Annotated in this window: 22 protein-coding genes and 1 pseudogene; 19 read left to right on the forward strand and 4 right to left on the reverse strand. The window is 60.2% G+C overall.

Annotation, left to right across the window (positions count from 1 at the left end):
• The first annotated feature begins 75 nt into the window (after positions 1–75).
• Both K5K95_RS15300 and K5K95_RS15305 read left to right on the forward strand, forming a co-directional pair.
• Positions 76–666 (forward strand): YceI family protein, encoded by a 591-nt coding sequence (locus K5K95_RS15300; RefSeq protein ID WP_222590099.1) that lies wholly within the window; start codon positions 76–78, stop codon positions 664–666.
• Position 667: 1 nt separating this feature from the next.
• Complete coding sequence (locus tag K5K95_RS15305; RefSeq protein WP_222590100.1) at positions 668–1,825, forward strand: phospholipase D-like domain-containing protein; 1,158 nt, start codon at positions 668–670, stop codon at positions 1,823–1,825.
• A 132-nt stretch (positions 1,826–1,957) separates the two neighbouring features.
• On the opposite strand, the gene bglX is transcribed toward K5K95_RS15305, so the two are convergent.
• The gene (gene bglX, locus K5K95_RS15310; RefSeq protein ID WP_222590101.1) at positions 1,958–4,249 is read right to left on the reverse strand and encodes a beta-glucosidase BglX; all 2,292 of its coding nucleotides are present in this window, start codon (positions 4,247–4,249) and stop codon (positions 1,958–1,960) included.
• 237 nt (positions 4,250–4,486) lie between these two features.
• Between bglX and K5K95_RS15315 the strand changes: the two genes are divergently transcribed.
• The 4 genes from K5K95_RS15315 to K5K95_RS15330 all read left to right on the forward strand — a co-directional run bounded on the left by K5K95_RS15315 (position 4,487) and on the right by K5K95_RS15330 (position 7,977).
• Positions 4,487–5,098 (forward strand): LemA family protein, encoded by a 612-nt coding sequence (locus tag K5K95_RS15315; protein WP_222590102.1) that lies wholly within the window; start codon positions 4,487–4,489, stop codon positions 5,096–5,098.
• A gap of 43 nt (positions 5,099–5,141) precedes the next feature.
• Positions 5,142–5,897 carry a TPM domain-containing protein gene (locus tag K5K95_RS15320; RefSeq protein WP_222590103.1) on the forward strand — a complete coding sequence of 252 codons (756 nt, stop codon included), beginning with the start codon at positions 5,142–5,144 and terminating at the stop codon, positions 5,895–5,897.
• 31 nt (positions 5,898–5,928) lie between these two features.
• The gene (locus K5K95_RS15325) at positions 5,929–6,546 is read left to right on the forward strand and encodes a TPM domain-containing protein (protein WP_222590104.1); all 618 of its coding nucleotides are present in this window, start codon (positions 5,929–5,931) and stop codon (positions 6,544–6,546) included.
• A gap of 216 nt (positions 6,547–6,762) precedes the next feature.
• Positions 6,763–7,977 (forward strand): class I SAM-dependent methyltransferase, encoded by a 1,215-nt coding sequence (locus tag K5K95_RS15330; RefSeq protein WP_222590105.1) that lies wholly within the window; start codon positions 6,763–6,765, stop codon positions 7,975–7,977.
• 60 nt (positions 7,978–8,037) lie between these two features.
• On the opposite strand, the gene K5K95_RS15335 is transcribed toward K5K95_RS15330, so the two are convergent.
• A complete protein-coding gene (locus K5K95_RS15335) occupies positions 8,038–8,943 on the reverse strand; it encodes a DMT family transporter (RefSeq protein ID WP_222590106.1) in 906 nt (301 codons plus the stop codon).
• A gap of 267 nt (positions 8,944–9,210) precedes the next feature.
• Between K5K95_RS15335 and K5K95_RS15340 the strand changes: the two genes are divergently transcribed.
• From K5K95_RS15340 to K5K95_RS15350, 3 genes are all read left to right on the forward strand, one after another.
• A complete protein-coding gene (locus tag K5K95_RS15340) occupies positions 9,211–9,792 on the forward strand; it encodes a DJ-1/PfpI family protein (protein ID WP_090181073.1) in 582 nt (193 codons plus the stop codon).
• A gap of 14 nt (positions 9,793–9,806) precedes the next feature.
• The gene (locus K5K95_RS15345) at positions 9,807–10,112 is read left to right on the forward strand and encodes a ribbon-helix-helix domain-containing protein (RefSeq protein WP_222590107.1); all 306 of its coding nucleotides are present in this window, start codon (positions 9,807–9,809) and stop codon (positions 10,110–10,112) included.
• A 173-nt stretch (positions 10,113–10,285) separates the two neighbouring features.
• A complete protein-coding gene (locus K5K95_RS15350; RefSeq protein ID WP_090181076.1) occupies positions 10,286–10,630 on the forward strand; it encodes a YegP family protein in 345 nt (114 codons plus the stop codon).
• Between the two features lie 116 nt (positions 10,631–10,746).
• Here K5K95_RS15350 and K5K95_RS15355 read toward each other — a convergent pair whose 3' ends face one another.
• Positions 10,747–11,766, reverse strand: a complete 1,020-nt coding sequence (locus K5K95_RS15355; protein ID WP_222590108.1) for a DUF4917 family protein — start codon at positions 11,764–11,766, stop codon at positions 10,747–10,749.
• Between the two features lie 155 nt (positions 11,767–11,921).
• On the opposite strand from K5K95_RS15355, the gene yiaY reads away from it, so the two are divergent.
• The 10 genes and pseudogenes from yiaY (at position 11,922) to K5K95_RS15405 (ending at position 21,302) form a co-directional block, all read left to right on the forward strand.
• Positions 11,922–13,070 (forward strand): L-threonine dehydrogenase, encoded by a 1,149-nt coding sequence (gene yiaY, locus K5K95_RS15360; protein ID WP_222590109.1) that lies wholly within the window; start codon positions 11,922–11,924, stop codon positions 13,068–13,070.
• A gap of 70 nt (positions 13,071–13,140) precedes the next feature.
• On the forward strand, positions 13,141–14,049 hold the full coding sequence (locus K5K95_RS15365) for a LysR substrate-binding domain-containing protein (protein WP_222590110.1): 909 nt from the start codon (positions 13,141–13,143) through the stop codon (positions 14,047–14,049).
• Positions 14,050–14,273: 224 nt separating this feature from the next.
• Positions 14,274–15,467 (forward strand): CaiB/BaiF CoA transferase family protein, encoded by a 1,194-nt coding sequence (locus K5K95_RS15370; protein WP_222590111.1) that lies wholly within the window; start codon positions 14,274–14,276, stop codon positions 15,465–15,467.
• On the forward strand, positions 15,464–16,390 hold the full coding sequence (locus K5K95_RS15375; protein ID WP_222590112.1) for a hydroxymethylglutaryl-CoA lyase: 927 nt from the start codon (positions 15,464–15,466) through the stop codon (positions 16,388–16,390). Before K5K95_RS15370 ends, K5K95_RS15375 begins: the two co-directional genes overlap by 4 nt.
• 187 nt (positions 16,391–16,577) lie before the next feature.
• Positions 16,578–17,909: an MFS transporter gene (locus K5K95_RS15380; protein WP_222590113.1), complete on the forward strand. Its 1,332-nt coding sequence runs from the start codon at positions 16,578–16,580 to the stop codon at positions 17,907–17,909.
• Positions 17,910–18,206: 297 nt separating this feature from the next.
• Positions 18,207–18,329 (forward strand): annotated as a pseudogene (locus tag K5K95_RS15385) (glutathione transferase); the annotation flags it as partial.
• A gap of 44 nt (positions 18,330–18,373) precedes the next feature.
• Positions 18,374–19,012: a LysE family translocator gene (locus K5K95_RS15390; protein ID WP_222590114.1), complete on the forward strand. Its 639-nt coding sequence runs from the start codon at positions 18,374–18,376 to the stop codon at positions 19,010–19,012.
• A gap of 84 nt (positions 19,013–19,096) precedes the next feature.
• A complete protein-coding gene (locus K5K95_RS15395; protein ID WP_222590115.1) occupies positions 19,097–20,446 on the forward strand; it encodes a bifunctional diguanylate cyclase/phosphodiesterase in 1,350 nt (449 codons plus the stop codon).
• Positions 20,447–20,563: 117 nt separating this feature from the next.
• The gene (locus K5K95_RS15400) at positions 20,564–20,722 is read left to right on the forward strand and encodes a KGG domain-containing protein (RefSeq protein ID WP_222590116.1); all 159 of its coding nucleotides are present in this window, start codon (positions 20,564–20,566) and stop codon (positions 20,720–20,722) included.
• A gap of 76 nt (positions 20,723–20,798) precedes the next feature.
• On the forward strand, positions 20,799–21,302 hold the full coding sequence (locus K5K95_RS15405; protein ID WP_222590117.1) for a DUF4142 domain-containing protein: 504 nt from the start codon (positions 20,799–20,801) through the stop codon (positions 21,300–21,302).
• Between the two features lie 70 nt (positions 21,303–21,372).
• Here the strand turns inward: K5K95_RS15405 and K5K95_RS15410 are convergent, their stop codons facing one another.
• The gene (locus tag K5K95_RS15410) at positions 21,373–21,783 is read right to left on the reverse strand and encodes a low affinity iron permease family protein (protein WP_222590118.1); all 411 of its coding nucleotides are present in this window, start codon (positions 21,781–21,783) and stop codon (positions 21,373–21,375) included.
• Positions 21,784–21,918: the final 135 nt, after the last annotated feature.

The following is a 21,918-nucleotide window of genomic DNA, read 5'->3' on the forward strand; positions in this document are numbered from 1 at the left end:
CACGGCAACACGAAGCCTTGCAATTGGCCCACGGGCGGTTAAGGTTCGTGCAGGTTTATCGGCACACGAGTCTCTATGTTCAACCGCTCCTTCTGCAAAACCCTCGCCTTCGCGCTGCTGGCCGGCGCTTCGCTGTCGGCCCAGGCTGATTGGTATCTGGACGGAGAGTCTTCGCGGCTGTCGTTCATCAGCACCAAAAACGCCAACATCTCCGAAGTGCAGCGCTTTCTGGTACTGCACGGCAAGGTCGATTCCAAAGGCGTGGCCGAGGTGGAAATCGAGATGGACTCGGTGAACAGCGGCATCCCGTTGCGTGATGAGCGGATGCGCAAGGAGCTGTTCGAGATCAAGACCTTCCCCGAGGCGCTGATCACCGCGCAGATCGATCTGCGCCCGATCAACGACCTCGCTCCCGGCGCACAACTGGAGTTGCGGTTACCGGTGACCGTCAATCTGCATGGCAAACAACATCCCTACAACGCCGAACTGCTGGCGACCCGTCTTGATGACCGGCGCTTTCAGGTGGTGACCCTGGAGCCGTTGGTGATCAACGCTGAAGACTTCGACCTGGCCCCCGGGCTGGAAAATTTGCGCAAGCTCGCCGGCCTGTCGGCCATCAGTCTGTCAGTGCCGGTGGGTGCGGTACTGATTTTCACGGCGCGCTGACATGGCCGGCGCAATTTTCCCGTGGCGTGAAGGCAACCACTTTGAGCTGCTGATCGATGGGCCGCAGTTTTTCCCACGTATGCTGGTCGCGATTGCCCGTGCCCAGGAGCAGGTTGAACTGGAGCTGTACCTGGTGGAGGCGGGTGCCTGTGCCGAGGCGATGGTTCAGGCGTTGGTCCTGGCCGCCGAACGCGGCGTGCGGGTGCGTTGCCTGTTCGATGATTACGGCAGCCTCGCCTTCACTCTGACCTTGCGGCAGCGCCTGACGGCGGCGGGCGTGGAACTGCGTTTCTACAATCGCCTGAGCTGGCGCCGCTGGGTCGGCAATTTCTATCGCGATCACCGCAAACTGCTGTTGGTCGATCAAAGCCTGGCGGTGGTCGGCGGCACCGGGGTCACCGATGAGTTCTGGACGCCGGGCGAAGACACCAGCGAATGGCACGAAGTGATGGTGGAAATCACCGGTCCGCTGGTGATCGACTGGCAGTTGCTGTTCGACCGCCAGTGGATTGCCAACCGTCATCGCCGCGCCTGGAAGCCGGCCTCGCACTTCGGCTTGCCGCGACTGCCGCGTGTACCGTCAACGGGCGAGGGCATGGGCCGGGTGGCATATGCCGACGCCCGTCAACACCGCGACATTCTGCAATCACTGGTCCGTGCGCTGAACAGCGGGCAGCAGCGGATCTGGCTGGCCACGCCGTATTTCCTGCCCACCTGGAAAGTCCGTCGCTCGTTGCGCCGGGCGGCGGGGCGAGGCGTCGATGTGCGCCTGCTGCTGACCGGGCCGCGCACCGATCATCCGTCGGTGCGCTACGCCGGGCACCGCTACTACCCGCGGCTGCTCAAGTCCGGGGTGCAGATTTTCGAATACCAGCCGTGTTTCCTGCACCTGAAAATGGTGTTGATCGATGATTGGGTGAGCATTGGCTCGTGCAATTTCGATCACTGGAATCTGCGCTTCAACCTGGAAGCCAACCTTGAGGCGCTGGACCCCGCATTGACGCAAGCGGTGGTGGCGAGTTTCGAGAAGGATTTCATGCAGAGCCAGGAAGTCAGCCTGGAGGCATGGCAACGCCGGCCACTGTGGCGGCGGGTGAAGCAAAGGATTTGGGGATGGGTGGATCGGTTGGTGGTGAATCTGCTGGATCGACGGGGATAGTCGTCAGACCAAAAAACAACTGTGGGAGCGAGCCTGCTCGCGATGGCGGCCTGACAGTCAACATAGATGCTGAATGTTATGGCCTCATCGCGAGCAGGCTCGCTCCCACAGGTTTATTGCGGTGTGTCAGGATTACAGCAATTCGAAGCTCTGCTGCGTCACGTTCTCGGAATCCAGGCCGATCTGCACGTTGAACTTGCCAGGTTCAGCGGCGTACTTGAGCTGGGTGTTGAAGAACTTCAGGTCGTCTTCAGTGATGGTGAAGTGCACGACTTTCTGCTCGCCGGCTTTCAACATCACTTTCTGGAAGTTCTTCAATTCCTTCAGCGGCCGGATCATCGAGCCGGTCACGTCCTGGATGTACAACTGCACCACGGTTTCGCCGTCACGCTTGCCGGTATTTTTCACCATGACGCTGGCGTCCAGCTTGCCGGTCTTGTTCAGCGTGGTCGACGACAGGGCCATGTCGCTCAGGCTGAAATCGGTGTAGCTCAAGCCGAAACCGAACGGGAACAGCGGGCCAGTGGTGTCATCGAAATACTGCGAGGTGTAGTTGCCCGGTTTGCCCGGCGTGAACGGCCGGCCAATGCTCAGGTGGTTGTAGTAGGTCGGAATCTGACCTACCGAACGCGGGAAGGTGATCGGCAGTTTGCCCGACGGGTTGTAGTCGCCGAACAACACATCAGCGATGGCGTTGCCGCCTTCGGTGCCGCTGAACCAGGTTTCCAGAATCGCGTCGGCCTGGTCTTTCTCTTCGAGAATCGTCAGTGGACGGCCGTTCATCAACACCAGCACCAGCGGTTTGCCGGTGGCTTTCAAGGCCTTGATCAGCTCGCGCTGGTTGGCCGGAATGTTGATATCGGTGCGGCTCGACGATTCGTGGGACATGCCACGGGACTCACCGACCGCTGCCACCACCACATCGGCATCCTTCGCGGCTTTCACCGCTTCGTCGATCAGCACTTGTGCCGGGCGCGGATCGTCCACCACTTCCGGGGCATCGAAGTTGAGGAAATTGAGGTAATCGAGCACCTTCTTGTCGCTGGTGATGTTGGCGCCACGGGCATAGATCAGCGTCGCCTTGTCGGCCACAGCGGCGTTCATGCCATCAAACAGCGTCACCGATTGCGCGGGTTTACCGGCAGCGGCCCAGCTGCCCATCATGTCGATTGGCGCCTTGGCCAACGGACCGACCAGCGCGATTTTCGCGGTTTTCTTCAGCGGCAGGGTTTCGCCCTGGTTCTTCAGCAACACCATGCTGCGGCGCGCGACGTCACGTGCCTCGGCGCGGTGCAGGCGGCTTTCGGCGTAAGTGTCGGCCGGATCATCCTCAGCCTTGCCGATGCGCAGGTACGGGTCCTTGAACAGGCCCATGTCGTACTTGGCCGCGAGCACTTCACGCACGGCGTTATCGATGTCTTTCTGTTCGATCTCGCCAGCCTTCAACAGCCCCGGCAGCTCTTTGCCGTACAGGGTGTCGTTCATGCTCATGTCGATGCCGGCCTTGATCGCCAGTTTCGCGGCTTCGCGACCGTCACGGGCCACGCCGTGCTTGATCAGCTCGAAAATCGCCCCGTGGTCACTGACCGCCAGGCCTTTGAAGCCCCATTCCTTGCGCAACAGGTCGTTCATCAACCAAGTGTTGGCCGTGGCCGGCACGCCATTGATCGAGTTCAGTGCAACCATCACCCCACCCGCACCGGCGTCGATGGCGGCGCGGTACGGTGGCAGGTAATCCTGGTACATCTTGACCGGGCTCATGTCGACGACGTTGTAGTCGCGACCGCCCTCGACTGCGCCGTACAAGGCAAAGTGCTTGACGCTGGCCATGATGCTGTCGGCTGCGTTCGCGCCCGTGCCCTGGAAGGCCCGGACCATGACGCCGGCAATGCGCGAGACCAGGTAAGTGTCTTCGCCAAAGCCTTCTGAGGTGCGGCCCCAGCGCGGATCGCGGGAGATGTCGACCATCGGCGCAAAGGTAATGTCGAGGCTGTCAGCCGCTGCTTCCTTGGCGGCGATGCGCCCGGACAGGCCGATGGCGTCCATGTCCCAGCTCGAGGCCAGGGCCAGCGGGATCGGGAAAATGGTGCGGTGACCGTGGATCACGTCATAGGCGAAGAACATCGGGATCTTCAACCGGCTGCGCATGGCCGCGTCCTGCATCGGACGGTTTTCCGGGCGGGTGATCGAGTTGAACGTGCCGCCGATATTGCCGGCGGCGATTTCCTTGCGGATCAATTCCCGTGGCATTTCCGGACCGATGCTGATCAGGCGCAGCTGGCCGATCTTTTCATCGAGGGTCATCTGCTTCATCAGGTTGCTGATGAAGGCGTCCTTGTTCTCCAGAGGTGCGGGCGTCGTGGCGGCCAATACGGTATGACTGGCCAGACTGACGAACAGGCCCAGCAAACACAGCTTCTTCATGAATAGTTTTCTCAAAGGCCTAAACGGCAGTGAATACGCGCCGGTCAGCCAAAATTTAGGGAGCGACTATTGTTGTTCAGGTAAATGCAGCACACTTCTGTCGTGTTTTAGCGCTGGGGCATCTTTTAGCCCATTGGCTCGATGCAATCCAGTGGCGGCGGCAGATTATGCCCCAAGATTCCGGTCAGAGGGTTGCAGGTTGCTTATCAACGGAATGTGCAAGGGAGCGTCAACCAGATGAATGTACGACACCACTATCGGTCGAGCCTGCAGATGGCAGCCTTGATGTTGCTGACCACGCTGTTGGCCGGTTGCGGCATCAACAATATTCCGACCCTGGATGAACAGGCGAAGGCGGCCTGGGGCCAGGTACAGAACCAGTATCAGCGCCGCGCCGACCTGATTCCCAATCTGGTGGAGACCGTCAAGGGCTACGCCAAGCACGAGGAAGAGACCCTGACCGCGGTGATCGAAGCCCGGGCCAAGGCCACCTCGATCCAGGTGGACGCCAACACGCTGGACAATCCAGAGAAACTCAAGCAGTTCCAGCAGGCGCAGGATCAACTGACTGGTGCCCTGAGCCGTTTGATGGTGGTGTCCGAACGTTACCCGGACCTCAAGGCCAACCAGAACTTCCTGGCGTTGCAGTCGCAGCTTGAAGGCACCGAGAACCGCATCGCCGTGGCGCGTCGCGACTTCATCCTCGCGGTGCAGAAGTACAACACCGAAATCCGCACCTTTCCGGGGCGTCTCTGGCACACCGTGCTGTACAGCGATTTGCCGATTCGCGAAACCTTCGAAGCCACCAGCCCCGGTGCCGAAAAAGCGCCTGAAGTGAAGTTCCAGTAAGTACCGGGACAGGGTCCAAGCGTCACCACGGATGAGGTTGCCAATGCGCGTGTTGAAAGTGGGCCTGGTGCTGTTGCTCTGGGTGTTTGCCCTGACGGCCCAGGCCGAATTGAAATTTCCGGAGTTGACCGGGCGGGTGGTCGATAACGCACAGATGATCGAGCCGGCGGTGCGCGAGCAGCTGACGCAACAGCTTCAGGCCCACGAAAAAGCCACCGGCGAGCAGTTGGTGGTGGTGACATTGCCGAACCTGCAGGGCACCGACATTGCGGACTTTGGTTATCAACTCGGTCGAGCCTGGGGTATCGGCCAGAAGGACAAGAACAACGGCGCATTGCTGATCGTTGCGCGCGATGAACGCAAGTTGCGGATCGAAGTCGGTTATGGCCTGGAAGACCGGCTGACCGATGCGCAGAGTTCGGTGATCATCAATCAGGTGATCACGCCTGCGTTCAAGACCGGCAACTTCAGCAAAGGCATCAGCGACGGGGTCGCGGCGATGCTGGTGGTGCTGCGCGGCAATCCACTGGACGAACCGTCGACGGTGTATGAACCGCGAGGCGACGAGAGCAGCGACTTCGTGTCGCGTCACCCGGGCGTATTCGTGTTTCTGGTGATGCTGTTCATCCTGACGATTTTCGTCTGCCAGATGCTTGGCATCCTGCCCAGTGGTGGCGGCGGTCGCGGCAGCTCGGGAGGCGGTTTCGGCGGCGGAGGATTTGGCGGCGGCGGTGGAGGCGGGGGCTTCAGCGGCGGCGGTGGCAGTTTCGGGGGCGGCGGTTCGTCGGGCGGCTGGTGATAAAAACAATAGCGAGCAGGCATTCAAAAACATGGCATTACTGACTGAACACGAACAACGCAAAGTCGCCGAGGCGATTGCCCGGGTCGAGCGCGACACCGACGCGGAACTGGTGACCGTGCTCGCGGCCCGCGCCGACGACTATGCGTACATCCCGCTGCTGTGGGCCAGCCTGCTGGCGCTGATGGTGCCGGGCATCGTGCATTACCTTACCGGCTGGTTGACCCTGCACAGTTTGCTGCTGGTGCAGTGGATCGCCTTTATCGTGCTGTGCCTGGTGTTTCGTCTTCCCCGCGTCACCACGCATCTGGTCCCGCGTTCGGTGCGGCATTGGCGCGCGTCCAACCTGGCGCGCCGGCAATTCCTGGAGCAAAACCTGCACCACACAGTCGGCAGCACCGGGATACTGATCTTCGTTTGCGAGGCCGAACGTTACGTGGAGATCCTGGTGGATGAAGGGATTTCCAAGCGGCTGGACAACAAGAACTGGGACGCGATTGTCGCGGCGTTCACCGAGCAGGTTAAGCAGGGACAGACCTTGCAGGGTTTTGTGACGTGTGTGGAAGCCTGCGGCGAATTGCTGAAAGTGCATGTGCCGGTGACCCAGGTGCGCAATGAATTGCCGAACCGGTTGGTGGTTTTAGGCTAACGCTGATCCCATGTTGCAGCGGGCTTGCCCGCGATAGCGGTGTTTCAGTCGCCATCAATGTTGGCTGATACACCGCTATCGCGAGCAGGCTCGCTCCCACAGGGCCGCGCTAGATCTACAGATCGCACCGTTCGGGAAATTAGCCGTGCCCTCGATCCCCATCCCCCCTAAAATACCCGCCATTCCCCGATTCGCACCGTCCGAGGCCGTTTTTCCATGTCTGTCACCGCCATTCCCGCCAGCCTCGCGCCGGATCACCACGCCCAGTTCATCGACTTGTTGCAAACCAGCCTCGACCAGAACGCCTTCATCAAACTGGTCCTGGCCAAGTACGTCGGCACCGAAGCCGACTTGCAGCGGCTGATCATCAAGCAGCTCACCGTCAAGGATCAGCCTTGCCTGTCCTTTGTCTACCGCTACAAGACGCGCGACATCACCAAGAACCTGCCGATTGCCGAGGGCGTGGCGACCGTCGCCGCGTTGCTGCCGGCCTCGTTCAAAAATGCGCATTTACTCTCGCTAACGGATGAAGCCCAGCTCGAATACAGCAAAAAGGGCAAATCTTCACTGTTCAAGAGCAAACCTCAGCAATTGCGTGAAGTGCCGTCCGCCGAACACAACCGCGAGAAAAACCGCTTTCTGGATCTGAGCCGTCCGTTCCTCGCCGACCTGGGCGTGACGAACAGCAAACACGAGCTGATCCCGGCGATGTCGCGCAAGTGGAAGCAGATCAACAAGTTCATCGAAGTCTTCAGCCATGCGCTGACCACTTCACCGCTGGCGCTGGACAAACCGGTGCAGGTGGCGGACTTCGGTTCGGGCAAGGGTTACCTGACGTTCGCGATTCACGACTACCTGCGCAACACCTTGAACGCCGAAGCCGTGGTGACCGGTGTCGAGTTGCGCGAGGAAATGGTCAACCTGTGCAATGCCGCCGCGGCAAAACTTGAGCACCCGGGGCTGGTGTTCAAATGCGGCGATGTGCGCAGCGTGGCGCCGAGCGAGCTGGACGTGATGATCGCGCTGCACGCCTGCGACATCGCCACCGACTATGCGATTCACACCGGCATCCGTTCCGGCGCTTCAATTATCATGTGTTCGCCGTGCTGCCACAAACAGATCCGCCTGCAAATTCAGAGCCCGGCGCTGCTCAAGCCGATGCTGCAATACGGTCTGCATTTGGGCCAGCAGGCGGAAATGGTCACCGACAGTTTGCGCGCGCTGTTCCTGGAAGCCTGTGGTTACGAGACCAAGGTGTTCGAGTTCATTTCACTGGACCACACCAACAAGAACAAAATGATCCTGGCGGTCAAACGCGCCGAGCCGGTGGACCCGGCCCAGCTGCTGGTGAAGATTCAGGAACTGAAGGATTTCTACCACATCAGCGAACATTGCCTCGAAACCCTGCTGCGAGCCGACGGCTACCTCTGACCCCTGTGGGAGCGGGCTTGCTCGCGAAGGGGCCCTAACATTCAACATCTGCGTTGGCTGTTAGTCCGCCTTCGCGAGCAAGCCCGCTCCCACATGGGGTTTGATGGCGGTCTTGCGCCCCAGCATCACCGTGACGATCACCCCGGCCGCAAACAGCCAAGTGATCGGCTCGATGTGTTCACCGAAGAACAACGCCGAAAAGGCGATGGTGAAGAAGATCTGCAGTAACTGGATCTGACTGACCCTGGCGATGCCGCCCATCGCCAGCCCGGCATACCAGGCAAAGAACCCGATGAACTGCGAAAACAGCGAGACGTAGCCGAACGCCCACCAGGTCTTGGCCGAAATCGCGCCCTGATGTTGCAGCGCCAAATACACCACCGGCCCGATCAACAACGGCGTCGACAGCACCAGCGCCCAGCAGATCACCTGCCAGCCGCCCATTTCCTTGGCCAACCGGCCGCCCTCGGCGTAACCCAGGCCGCCCACGGCAATCGCCCCGAGCATCAGCAAATCACCGGCCTGAATACTGCCGGCCCCGCTGATCAACGCATAACCGAGCACCAACGCACTGCCCAGCGCGGCGCAGGCCCAGAAGGCTTTCGACGGTCGTTCGTGGGACAGCCACGCGGCGTACAGCGCGACGCATAACGGCTGCAAACCGTTGACCAGCGCGCCGTGGGAGGCCGGCAAGGTTTGCATCGCCCAGGCTGACAACACCGGGAAACCGAGGATTACACCGGCGATCACCAGCGTCAGGCCTTTGACCTGTTTCCAGGTCGGCCATTTTTCCCGGCGCCACAGCAGCAACATCGCCGCCGGCACCGCCGCGAACAGCGCCCGGCCCAGGCCATTGAGCAGCGGATGGAGTTCCTGCACGACGATCCGTGTGAAGGGCAGGGTGAGGCTGAAGATCACAACCCCGAGCAGGCCGAGGGCCATGCCGGTGTTTTCGCGCGAGGACATGATGAGGACCAGAATAGGGTGACGGGACGAGCCTCCATATAGCCATAAACCGGGGGCGTAGCGCTGTTACAGCTAGGCGCAGAGTTATCCGTACAGTTTTCGGACGCCATCGCGGGCAAGCCCGCTCCCACATTGAAATGCGTTCCCCTGTAGGAGTGAGCCTGGCTCGCGATGAACGATAACTCGGTAGTAGCTGGTTATTACCCGACCTCCCGGATAAGGACTACCTTGAATACTCCTAAGCATTTCCCCAGAGGAGTTCTCCCCATGGCTGCCAAGAAAATTCTGATGCTGGTCGGCGATTACGTCGAAGACTACGAAGTGATGGTGCCTTTCCAGGCGCTGCTGATGGTCGGCCACACGGTGCACGCTGTTTGCCCGGACAAATCCGCCGGCCAGACCGTGCGCACAGCCATCCATGACTTCGAAGGCGACCAGACCTACAGCGAAAAACCCGGCCACCTGTTCGCCCTGAACTTCGATTTCGCCAAGGTCGCTGAAGGCGATTACGACGCGCTGCTGATCCCCGGCGGTCGTGCGCCGGAATACCTGCGCCTGAACGAAAAAGTCCTGGAACTGGTTCGCGCGTTCGACAAGGCCGGCAAACCAATCGCGGCCGTGTGCCACGGCGCGCAACTGCTGGCCGCAGCCGGTGTTCTCGAAGGTCGTGAATGCAGCGCCTACCCGGCCTGTGCCCCGGAAGTCCGACTGGCCGGCGGCACGTTCATCGATATCCCGGTGACGGAAGGTCACGTTCAAGGCAATCTGGCCACTGCTCCGGCCTGGCCGGCGCACCCGAGCTGGCTCGCTGGTTTCCTCGGGTTACTGGGTACCAAAATCACGCTGTAACGAGGGACATTTGCATGTGCGAGCTCTACGTCAAAGCCGATCCGATTCTCTACGAATCGCGCTCCCGCTCGCTGCGCATCTGCGGGGTGGTCACCACCCTGCGCCTGGAAAACCAGTTCTGGGACATCCTCAGCGAAATCGCCGAGGTCGACGGCATGACCACCAACCAGTTGATCGCCAAGCTGTATGAAGAGGTGATGGACTACCGCGGCGAGGTGGTGAATTTTGCCTCGTTTTTGCGGGTGAGCTGCACTCGGTATCTGAGTCAGCGGCGGGTGCAGACGCCGGAGTTGTCGGTGGTGCGCGCGGGCGTGAAGTAGGGCGATTTACGCTGTCCTTACTGACCTCATCGCGAGCAAGCTCGCTCCCACAGGTGAACGCATTCCACTGTGGGAGCGAGCCTGCTCGCGATGGCGGTGCAACAGGCGACAGAAATCCCGGCGTGGTCTTTACTCTGAAGCGCAAAGCCTCTCAATCGCCAAGGAGAACGAGCATGTCCGGATGGTACGAAGTGAGCAAAAGCAGCAATGGTCAGTTCAAATTTGTGCTGAAAGCGGCCAACGCCGAAACCATTCTGACCAGCGAGCTGTACACCACCCGCAGCGCCGCCGACAAAGGGATTGCCTCGGTTCAGGCCAACAGCCCACTGGATGCGCGCTACGAAAAGAAAACCACCAAGGATGGCCATCCTTACTTCAATCTGCGGGCCGCCAACCACGAGATCATCGGCAACAGCGAGGCTTACTCTTCCGCGGCCGCGCTCGATAAAGGCATTGCCAGCGTCAAAGCCAACGGGCCGACCACCGTGATCAAGGACAAGACCTTGCCGGTGCTCTGAATCCCCGGTTCGAGATCGTTCCCACGCTCTGCGTGGGAATGCCTCTGGGGACGCTCCGCGTCCAGTGACGCGGAGCGTCACGGGCTGCATTCCCACGCAGAGCGTGGGAACGATCTTCAGACCTCGACGGGAACCGTAAGCTTCGGACTGCCCAGCGCATGCGTCTTCGAATCAAAAAACCGCAACTCACTCCCGGTTCCCTCAAACACCTTCGCGTAATGCCGCTTCTGATGCTGGATGAACGCCTTGCTGCGCGGGTAAATCGAGATCGCCACGACCTTGGGTTTCGCTTGGCGCAGCGCATGGATGATGTGGCTGTCCTGCTCACCCAACGCCTGACCAAACAGGCACAACCCCTCACCATGACCCAGTAACTGGTCATAGCAGAACGACAAATAGTCCGAGCTGCGAATGGTCTTGAGCTTGTCCTGCGCCGGCCCTTCATTCACGAACAACGGCACGTCATCCAGGGTCTTGATCGTGTTGTTGATCGCAAAACTGCCGAGCAACGTGCCTTCGGTCGACATCAGTTTGCGCGCCGTGCCATCCTGATTGCGCACCAGGTGCAGGCCTCCGTGGAGGTACAGCAAACGGGTCTGGTCGGTGGCTTTGGCGCTCAAATCAAAACCCGGTTCGGCGCCCTGGAACAAATCAGTGATCGCCCCCGGCTGATGCTGGATCGCCCAGTAATTGAGCAGGTCGTAGTTGGTGGTGAACACCGTCCGATAGGTGCCCAGTTCCTGACTGATCGTCGCCAGCGTCGAAGGCACCACCAGCCGCCACGGGATGTGCACCGCGTGGACGGTGTTGATCAGCGCTTCCTTGATCGCGTAATAGCGATTGCGCGGCGCGGCGGAGCTGACGGCCAGCGCTTTATTGACCCTGCTGGTGGTTTTCAGTGCGCTCAGCACTTGTTCGAAACTGCGCGTCTGCAGGGCGTCGAACACACTCAGTTCGGATTGGCTCAGGGGTTTTTCTTCGACGGTGCGGGCATTTTCGAACAGCGAGTCGTAGCCGAAGTCGTCCCACACCGCACGGCTGGCGCCGTTGCCAACCAGCAAGCCGCTGATCGAGGCGGTGCTGCGCAAGGCGTTCCAGTCTTCAAGTTGGGCATCAACATCCTGGAAATCGGTCATTGCGGTCAAAGTCTCAAGGCAAAAGGTCAGATGGGCGGCGACTTTATCACGACCAACCCTTGAGCCAGATCAAGTTACTGCGTGAGCGATGGGACGATCCTGTGGGCATCCGCTGGATCGGCGCCACCGATTCGGCCCAGCCTGGAGAGTCGCTCATGAGCAGCACATTTTTCACCCCCGCCGTGAACATCATGGGCACTGGTTGCCTGGACGAAGCCATGGTCGCCATCGGCAAATACGGTTTTCGCAAAGCCCTGATCGTCACTGACGCCGGGCTGGCCAAGGCCGGCGTGGCGAAGATGATTGCCGAAAAACTGGCAATACTGGATATCGATTCGGTGATCTTCGACGGTGCCAAACCGAACCCGAGTATTGCCAACGTCGAACGAGGCCTGGGCCTGCTCAAGGAAAGTCGCTGCGATTTCGTGGTCTCGCTCGGTGGCGGTTCGCCGCATGACTGCGCCAAAGGCATCGCTTTGTGCGCGACCAACGGCGGGCAGATCCGTGATTATGAAGGCGTCGATCAATCTAAAAAGCCGCAACTACCGTTGATTGCCATCAATACCACCGCCGGCACCGCCAGTGAAATGACCCGTTTTTGCATCATCACCGACGAGTCGCGTCACGTGAAAATGGCCATCGTCGACCGTAACGTCACACCGCTGCTGTCGGTCAACGATCCGGCGCTGATGGTCGCCATGCCCAAAGGCCTGACGGCCGCCACCGGCATGGACGCCTTGACCCACGCTGTCGAAGCGTACGTCTCCACCGCTGCAAACCCGATCACCGATGCCTGCGCACTGAAAGCCATCACCCTGATTAGCGACAACCTGCGCCTGGCCGTCCGCGATGGCAGCGATATGAATGCGCGGGAAAACATGGCCTACGCGCAGTTCCTCGCCGGCATGGCGTTCAACAACGCCTCCCTGGGTTATGTCCACGCGATGGCTCACCAGCTGGGCGGGTTCTACGACTTGCCACATGGCGTGTGCAACGCGGTGCTGTTGCCTCATGTACAAAGTTTCAACGCGCTGGTCTGCGCGCCGCGCCTCACCGACGTCGCTCATGCGATGGGTGCCGATGTCCGTGGCCTCAGCCCGGAAGAGGGCGCTCAAGCGGCCATCGCGGCCATCCGCAGCCTGGCCCAGGACGTGGACATTCCCGCCGGGTTGCGTGAACTCGGCGCCAAGCTCAACGACATTCCGATGCTCGCCACCAATGCACTGAAAGACGCCTGTGGCCTGACCAATCCTCGAGCGGCGGATCAGCGCCAGATCGAGGAGATTTTCCGCAGCGCGTTTTAATGGCAGCACGGTTCGGGCGTAAAGGACGCTATGCTGCGGCCACGCCCGAGCCGACATTGCCGAGTCCCTGATGCTGCAAAAAAGCCTGATCCGCCGCCTCGACCTGATCACTCTCCAGCTGTTCGTCGCCGTCCACGAGGAAGGCACGTTGACCCGTGCCGCGACGCGTGAAGCGATTGCGGTGTCGGCGGCCAGCAAGCGGCTGATGGAGTTGGAGGAGGCGTTCGGGATCAGTCTGTTTGTGCGCCAGGCCAAAGGCATGACCCTGACGGCGGCCGGTGAAACCCTGCTGCATCATGCCCGGCAGATGTTGTTCAACGTCGAGAAAATGGGCCTGGAGCTGGGTGAGCATAGCCACGGTATTCGTGGTTATGTGCGGATGCTCGCCAACTTGTCGGCGATCATTCAGTTTCTGCCCGAAGACCTGCGCGATTTTTCCGCGCGTCATTCCCAGGTCAAGACCGACCTCGAAGAACGCCCCAGCAGCGGGGTGATTCAGGGGGTACTCGATGGCGTGGCCGACCTCGGGATCTGCTCCAGTGACAGCGACGTCAAGGGCCTGCACAGCGTCCTGTATCGCCAGGACAAACTGGTGGTGCTGATGCCGCCCGATCATCCGTTGGCCAGTCGTTCCAGCCTGGCCTTCACCGACACGTTGGACAGCGATTACGTCGGCCTGCATGCCGCCAGTTCAATCAACATGCGTACCCACGCCGCGGCACGCAAGGCGGGCAAGGTGCTGCGCCTGCGGATTCATGTGCCGGGGTTTGATGCGATGTGTCGCATGGTTCAGGCCAACATGGGCATCGGCATCCTGCCGCAAAAAGCCTATGAACTGTTTGGCCGGGCGCTGGGTTTGCATGCGGTGCCGCTGACGGATGACTGGTCGGATCGAGCACTCATCCTGGTCGTGCGTGATGAAGCGGCGTTGTCGCCGGTGAGCCGGATGTTGTTTGAGCATTTGCGCGGGCCGGTCTGACGGTTCTCTGCTGACTGGTCCAGCAGGCTCGCTCCCACAGTGGATGTGTGACGTTCATAAGTCCCTTGTGGGAGCGAGCCTGCTCGCGATGACTGACCTGAGGTCGCGCAAATGTCAGGGCGTTCGCGTTTCGCGAACGAAGGTTGCCGATTGAGGGTTGGATTCATCGCCCGCGGGTCCTCTAGCCTTGGCTCATATTCCAAGAACAACATGAGGTCCCCGCGATGACTGCCCCGTTAAGTGCAATCAAAGTGATCGAGATCGGCACGCTGATCGCCGCGCCGTTCGCCGCGCGCATGCTCGCCGAGTTCGGCGCCGAAGTGATCAAGATCGAAGCCATGGGCCAGGGCGACCCGCTGCGCAAATGGCGCAAGCTGCACGAAGGCACGTCGCTGTGGTGGTACCTGCAATCGCGAAACAAGAAGTCCCTGGCGCTGAACCTGAAATCCCCCGAAGGCATTGAACTGGTCAAGCAACTGGCGACCAGCGCCGACGTGTTGATCGAAAACCTGCGCCCCGGCGCCCTGGAGAAACTTGGTCTGGGCTGGGACGTGCTGCACGCCCTTAATCCCAACCTGACGCTGGTGCGCATCTCCGGTTATGGCCAGACCGGTCCGTACCGCGACCGTCCGGGGTTCGGCGCCATCGGCGAGGCCATGGGCGGGATTCGCTACACCACCGGCACCCCCGGCTCTCCACCGGCGCGGGTCGGCGTCAGCCTCGGCGATTCCCTGGCGTCGTTGCACGCGGTGATCGGTGCGTTGATGTCGCTGCTGCGGGTCAAGACCGGGCAGGGCGGCGGGCAAGTGGTGGATGTGTCCCTGGCCGAAAGCGTGTTCAACGTGATGGAAAGCCTGGTGCCGGAATACGACATGCTCGGCCATGTTCGTGAGCGCAGCGGCGGCGCCTTGCCAGGCATCGCGCCGTCCAATACTTACCTGACGGCCGATGGTGCCTACGTGGTGATCGCCGGCAACAGCGACCCGATTTACAAGCGCCTGATGGAGGTGGTCGGTCGCCGTGATCTGGCCGAAGCAGCAGAATTTGCCCATAACGATGGTCGTGCATTGAAAAGCAACGTGCTCGATGCGGCGATTACGCACTGGACCAGCAGCCTGCCGATTGATGAGGTGTTGGCGGCGCTGGAAGCCGCCGAAGTGCCGGCCGGGCGCATCTACTCAGTGGCCGATATCGTCGCCGATCCGCACTATCAGGCGCGGGACATGCTGCTCAGCGCCGACTTGCCTGGCGGCGCCACGGTGAAAATGCCCGGCATCGTGCCGAAAATGTCCGAAACCCCCGGCGGCGTGAACTGGTCCGGGCCGAGTCTGGGCCAGCACACCGACGGCATTCTCGCGGAACTGGGCCTTACGGCATCCGACATCGAACGCCTGAAAACTGCAGGGGTGGTGCAATGATCACTGATTTTTCCGAAACCCTGATCGTTCAGGAAGTCTCCCCCCGCGACGGCTTGCAGATCGAGCCGACCTGGGTCGAAACCGTCGACAAGATTGCTTTGATCGATCAGCTGTCGCTGGCCGGTTTCAGCCGCATCGAAGCTGGTTCATTCGTGTCGCCCAAGGCCATTCCGGCGTTGCGCGATGGCGAGGAGGTGTTCAAGGGCATTGCCCGGCAAACGGGCGTGATCTACGTCGCGTTGATCCCCAACCTCAAGGGCGCGCAACGGGCTTTGGCATCTAGCGCCGATGAGCTGAACCTGGTGATGTCCGCCAGCCAGACGCACAACCTGGCCAACATGCGCATGCGTTGCGAAGACTCGCTGGTGGCGTTCGGCGAAATCGTGCACTACGTGGGCGGCACGCAAGTGCGGCTCAACGGCAGCATCGCCACCACTTTCGGTTGCCCGTTCGAAGGCAAGATCGATGAGGATCGCGTCCTGCAAATCGTCGAGGCCTATCAGGAACTCGGGATTCAGGGCATCACCCTGGCCGACACCACCGGCATGGCGAATCCGCGCCAGGTAGATCGTCTGGTGCAGCGGGTGTTGCAGCGGGTTTCACCGGCAGATCTGACCCTGCATTTCCACAACACTCGCGGGCTTGGGTTGTGCAACGTGCTGGCGGCCTACGAGGCTGGCGCGCGGCGCTTCGACGCGGCCCTCGGCGGACTCGGCGGTTGCCCGTTCGCGCCGGGCGCTTCGGGCAATATCTGCACTGAAGATCTGGTCAACCTGTGCGATGAAATCGGTATTCACACCGGCATCGACCTGCCGCTGTTGCTGAAACTGTCCCGAGGATTACCGGCGCTGCTGGGCCATGAAGTGCCCGGTCAGTTGGCCAAGGCCGGACGCAATTGTGATTTGCATCCAACGCCATCCTGACCACACCGCATCCCTTGTGGGAGTGAGCCTGCTCGCGATGACTGTGTTACATCCGAAAATGATGTCGACTGACCCACCGATATCGCGAGCAGGCTCACTCCCACAGTAAAAGCATCCATATCGTTCCATTCAACCAGACAACAAAAACAATCGGACACCCACGGGAAGTCCGCCTGGAGAAAGCACCATGAGCCTCAATGTACTGGAGGCGGGCGCGAGCCCGTCCGTTAGCCACGACGAAGAAAAAGCCCTGGTCAGCAAAGTCGCCTGGCGCCTGATGCCGCTGATCATGGTCTGCTACCTGTTCGCCTTTTTCGACCGCATCAACATCAGCTTCGCCAAGTTCCAGCTGCAAACCGACCTGAGCCTGAGCGACACCGCCTACGGTCTCGGCGCCGGGCTGTTCGTGGTCGGTTACGTGATCTTCGAAGTGCCGAGCAACATGATGCTGTACAAGGTCGGCGCCCGACGCTGGATCGCCCGGATCATGATGTCCTGGGGCCTCGCAACGGCGGCCATGGTCTTCGTCAACAGCGAATGGCAGTTCTATGCCCTGCGCTTCGTGATCGGCGCGATGGAAGCCGGTTTCGCCCCAGGCGTGCTGTATTACCTGACGCTGTGGTTCCCGCAGCACTATCGTGGGCGCATCACCTCGATGCTGTTTCTGTCGTCGGCGTTTGCCGGGCTGGTCGGCGCACCGTTCTCCGGGCTGGTGCTGCAACACCTCGACGGCTTCCTTGACATGCGCGGCTGGCATTGGCTGTTTCTGCTCGGCGGCGTGCCGTGCATCGGCCTCGGCTTGTTGGTGCTGACCTTGCTCAAGGATCGCATCGAAGACGCCCATTGGCTGACGCCGTCGGAAAAGACCTTGCTGGCCAGCCGCATCGCGCACCATGAACCGCATAAAAGCGGCGGTTCGTTGCTCGCCGCGCTGCGGATTCCGGGGTTCCTGACGTTGGGGCTGATCTACTTCCTGATTCAGGTGGCGTCCTATGGCTTGAATTTCTGGGCACCGCAACTGATCCGCAGCGCTGGCACCGAGAGCCCGGTGATGATCGGCTTGCTGACGGCCATCCCCTACATTTGCGGCGCGATCAGCATGGTGGTGATCGGGCGGTTGTCGGACTCGACCGGTGAACGACGCAAGTTTGTCGCCGGCCTGGTTGCGGTGGGGGCGGTCGGGTTCTTCTGTGCGGGGATCTTCGCCAACCACACGACTTTCCTGATTGTCGCGCTGGGCCTGCTCGGTGCCGGGATCATCGCGTCCATCCCAAGCTTCTGGACCCTGCCACCCAAACTGCTGGCCGGCGCGGGTGCGGGGGCTGCGGGCGGGATTGCGGTGATCAACACCCTCGGGCAGTTCGGCGGCATCGTCAGCCCAGTCATGGTCGGGCGGATCAAGGACCTGACGGGCAGCACCACGCCGGCGCTGTACGTCATTGGTGTCTGCGCGTTGATTGCGGTTGCGTTGCTGTTGTGGGGGTTGCCGCAGAAGCTGCGCACACTCGACAAGTTCTAAAATCTGCGGCGCTGTTCAGGCCGTCATCGCGAGCAGGCTCGCTCCCACACTCGATCTGTGCCACGCCGCCGATCAAACTGTGGAAGCGAGCCTGCTCGCGATGGCGGCCTGACAGTCAACTTCTATCTATCGGTTATCGTTCAACCTGACATCACCAAACCCTTCGCTATCAATCCAGATCAACGACAGCAAAACCTGTGCTATCTACTTTGCGGTACGACGGTAAACAGTATGTCGTCCCCGAAGCACTCAGAGGTTTTTGACTCAGGCTCACCGGCCTCAACCACCTGACCCTCGCCCGACCATAAGCTTGAAGCCCATGTCGGCGACTTGGCGTCGCGGCTGGCCGCCTGCCGTGAGCGGCCTTACGCGGAAATGAAGTTCTTCGACGATCAGTCAGCCGATATTTCAGTGACCTGATATAGACTTGCGCCCATTCACCAAATAGTTCAAAAGGATTTCCGATGACCCCATCGCTGCTCATGGCTGTTCTCGCCTCGGGCTTTATCTACGGCATAACGCCGGGGCCGGGTGTGTTGGCGGTGTTTGGCATCGGTGCCGCGCATGGACGGCGGGCGGGGGCGGGTTTTTTGTGCGGGCATTTGTTGGGGGACGTGGTCTGGTGCAGCACAGCATTGATCGCGATTGTGGGGGCGCGAGAAATCGGCAGCACCGCATTCGATGTGCTGGGGCTGCTCAGTGGGCTGTACCTGTTCTGGCTCGGGTTGCGCGCCGTACGGGCCAAGCGCAGCCATAGCGAGGCCCCTCAAGGCCCGGCTCGCCAGCCTTTTTGGCACGGCATCCTGTTCGGGCTGACCAATCCCAAGGCTTATCCCGTGGCGGTGGCGACATTTACCGCGCTGTTGTCCAGCCGTGCAGAGTTGTTGCATTGGTCAATGTTGCCCTGGTTGATCGTTCTGAGCTTCGTCGGTGGCCTGATGGCCTACGCTATCCTCATTGGCATCGTCGGTGCGCGGCAGGTTCGCACCTTGTATCAACGCCATGAACTGGCGATCACCCGGTTGTGCGGGGTGATGTTTATCGGTTTTGCCATCAATGCCCTCGCTCATGCGCTGCCGGGGTTGATGCCGAACAAGGCTTGAGGTCGGCCGCCCGGATGCGCCGGTTTTTTGATCAGTCAGGGATGTTTCTTTTTTGCTGCATTGTCAGGACTCGCACATCGCACCATGGCAACCAGAAATTCCGCGCCGTTGGCGAGCTACATCGATCTCTTGCTGGATGCCGTCTGTGCGGTGGATAAACAAGGTCGCTTCGTATTTGTCAGCGCGGCCTGCGAGCGTATTTTTGGCTATACCCCGGACGAGCTGATCGGCCAGCAGATGATTGAGATGGTGCATCCCGCCGATCGGCAGCGCACGCTCGACGCTGCGCACGAGATCATGGGCGGCGAGCCCAAGCTCAATTTCGAAAACCGCTACCTGCGCAAAGACGGTGGTGTGGTGCATATCCTGTGGTCGGCGCGCTGGTCTGAAGTCGATCAATTGCGCATCGCAGTGGCTCGGGACATCACCGAGCGCAAGCAGGCCGAGTCCCGGCAAGCGGCGTTGTACGCGATCTCAGAAGCGGCCCACGCAGCGGAAGATTTGCTGGCGCTGTTCAAACGCGTCCACTTGATCATCGGCGAATGGCTGCCGGCGTTGAATTTTTCCGTCGCGCTGTTTGACGAACACTGCGCGCAGCTCAATTTCCCCTATCACGTCGACGACCATGAACTACAACCCGAGCAGCCGGGGACCATGACCGGGCGTCTGTGCGCGGAAGTGGTTCGCAGTGGCCAGCCGATTCTGCTGACCCCGGACCAGGACAGTCCGCTTGAAGGATTTGAATGGCTGGTCGCAGGCAAGGATTCGCCGTGCTGGCTGGGTGTGCCGTTGAACTCGCAGAACGGCACCATCGGCGCGCTGATCGTCAAAAGCATACCGGGCGGCGAGCGTTACACCGAGCAAGACAAAGAACTGCTGCAATACGTTTGCGCCCAGGTCGCGACCGCGATCGAGCGCAAGCAATTGCACGCCCGACTGCAGCGCATGGCGCAATACGACCCGCTGACTCAACTGCCCAACCGGGAGTTGCTGCGCGAGCGACTCAAAGCCTCGCTGATGCTGGCGCGGGCCGATTGCGGGCGGATGGCGTTGCTGTATGTCGACCTGGACCGTTTCAAGGAAGTCAACGACACCCACGGCCATGCGGTCGGCGACATGCTGTTGCAAGCGGTCGCCAACCGGCTCAAGGGCTGCGTGCGTGAAACCGACACGGTGGCGCGCATCGGTGGGGATGAGTTTGTGGTGTTGTTGCACAGCATCCATGCCTCGGAAGATGCCGATAACGTGGCAGGAAAAATCCGTCAGGTGTTGGCTCAGCCACTGCGCCTCGATGGGCACAACGTCAACATCCAGCCGAGCATTGGCGTTGCGCATTACCCTGAACATGGCACCGAGGAAAAGCAGCTGTTCCGGCATGCTGACGAGGCGATGTACACGGCCAAGCGCCAACATCACCAGGGTCTCGGCGTCTGAAAAATCTGCCGCCATTCGTCGCGCGAATTTCAATTTCTCTAAACCTTTGCGGTGATCGCAATTCAGATTCTATGCGGGCTCCTGCTCGCCGCGATCATTACCAAGAGGTAGAGAATCATGCCTAATTCAAGAAACTCGAACTCGGGAAACTTCGCCAACGATCGAACCAAGGCGTCGGAAGCCGGTCGCAAAGGTGGGAAAACTACCACCACGACGGTCGACAAAGACTCTGCGAAACCAGAAATGGGCCGCAAAAGTGATCAGAAATCGAAGTAGTCAGTGAAAGGTAGTTTTGATTGAGAGGCGGGGGCGAAAGCTCCCGCTTGAATTTTTTTATAAGGAGGGCGCGACCATGAACCGGATGGCCACCCGATTATGCACTGCCGGTTTTGCCACGTTGCTGGGGCTGTTCACCCACTGTGCCTTCGCCCAGTCGCCCGCAGAATTCATCAATGATGCATCGGCCAAAGGCATTGCCGACATCGAAGCCAGTCGCCTGGCGCACCAGAAAACCGAATCCAAAGAGATCAAGGATTACACCATCGTCGTCATTAACGACCGCACCACCGCCAACCAGCATCTGGCGAAAATTGCCAAGCAACTGGACCTGCCGGTGGCCCCTCGTGAGGAAGTGGTCGACAAAGCCAAGGCCCTGATGCCGCAAGTGCCGGACGGCGAGAGTTTCGACCAGGCCTATGCCGCCAGTCAGGTGAAAACCACTCAGGAAGCCATTGACCAGCTTCAGCAGGAAGCGCAGACCACCGATGTCCCGGCGATCAAAGCCTTCGCTGAAGAAACCCTGCCCAAACTGCAAAATCATCTGCAAATGGCCAGGGCGCTGCAAGCCGGTCGCTGACCAGCGTTTATTTATCAGGGGTTAAAGAAAACGGCGCGTGATTCACATCACGCGCCGTTTTTGTTTGTACTCAGCATTTATTCAGATCGGGCTTGTGCTTGCTCGATGTCGCCAGGCCCGCCAGGCCATGCACATCCTTTTCGCCCATGGCGCGATAGTGCCTACGTAGCGCCTCCAGTTGTTTGAGGTCCAGTAATTCCAGCCCCAGCATCGCGTTCTGCGCCTCTTGGTTCACCCGCAGCAGTTCATCGATTTTCAAGTGCAGGATGTCGGTATCGCGGTTCTGCGTGTTCTGGATCAGGAACACCATCAGGAACGTGATGATCGTGGTCGAGGTGTTGATGATCAGCTGCCAGGTGTCATTGAAGTGAAAAATCGGGCCACTCAACCCCCACAGAGCGATCAGGATCAACGCGCCCATAAAGGTCTTGGGGCTACCGGCCCACAAAGCGAGCCTTTGCGAGATTTTTGCGAATTTCATTACCGTGTTCCTTAAAGGGATGCGCCTGATTTTCAGACAGCGACGGCGTATTGAAAATTCTAATTAAAACCCCTAATTCTGCGACGCCCCGATGTTTGTAGGAGCTGCCGAGTGAAACGAGGCTGCGATCTTTTG

This window comes from Pseudomonas sp. DR48 (genome assembly GCF_019823085.1).
In the GTDB taxonomy this organism is placed as follows: domain Bacteria; phylum Pseudomonadota; class Gammaproteobacteria; order Pseudomonadales; family Pseudomonadaceae; genus Aquipseudomonas.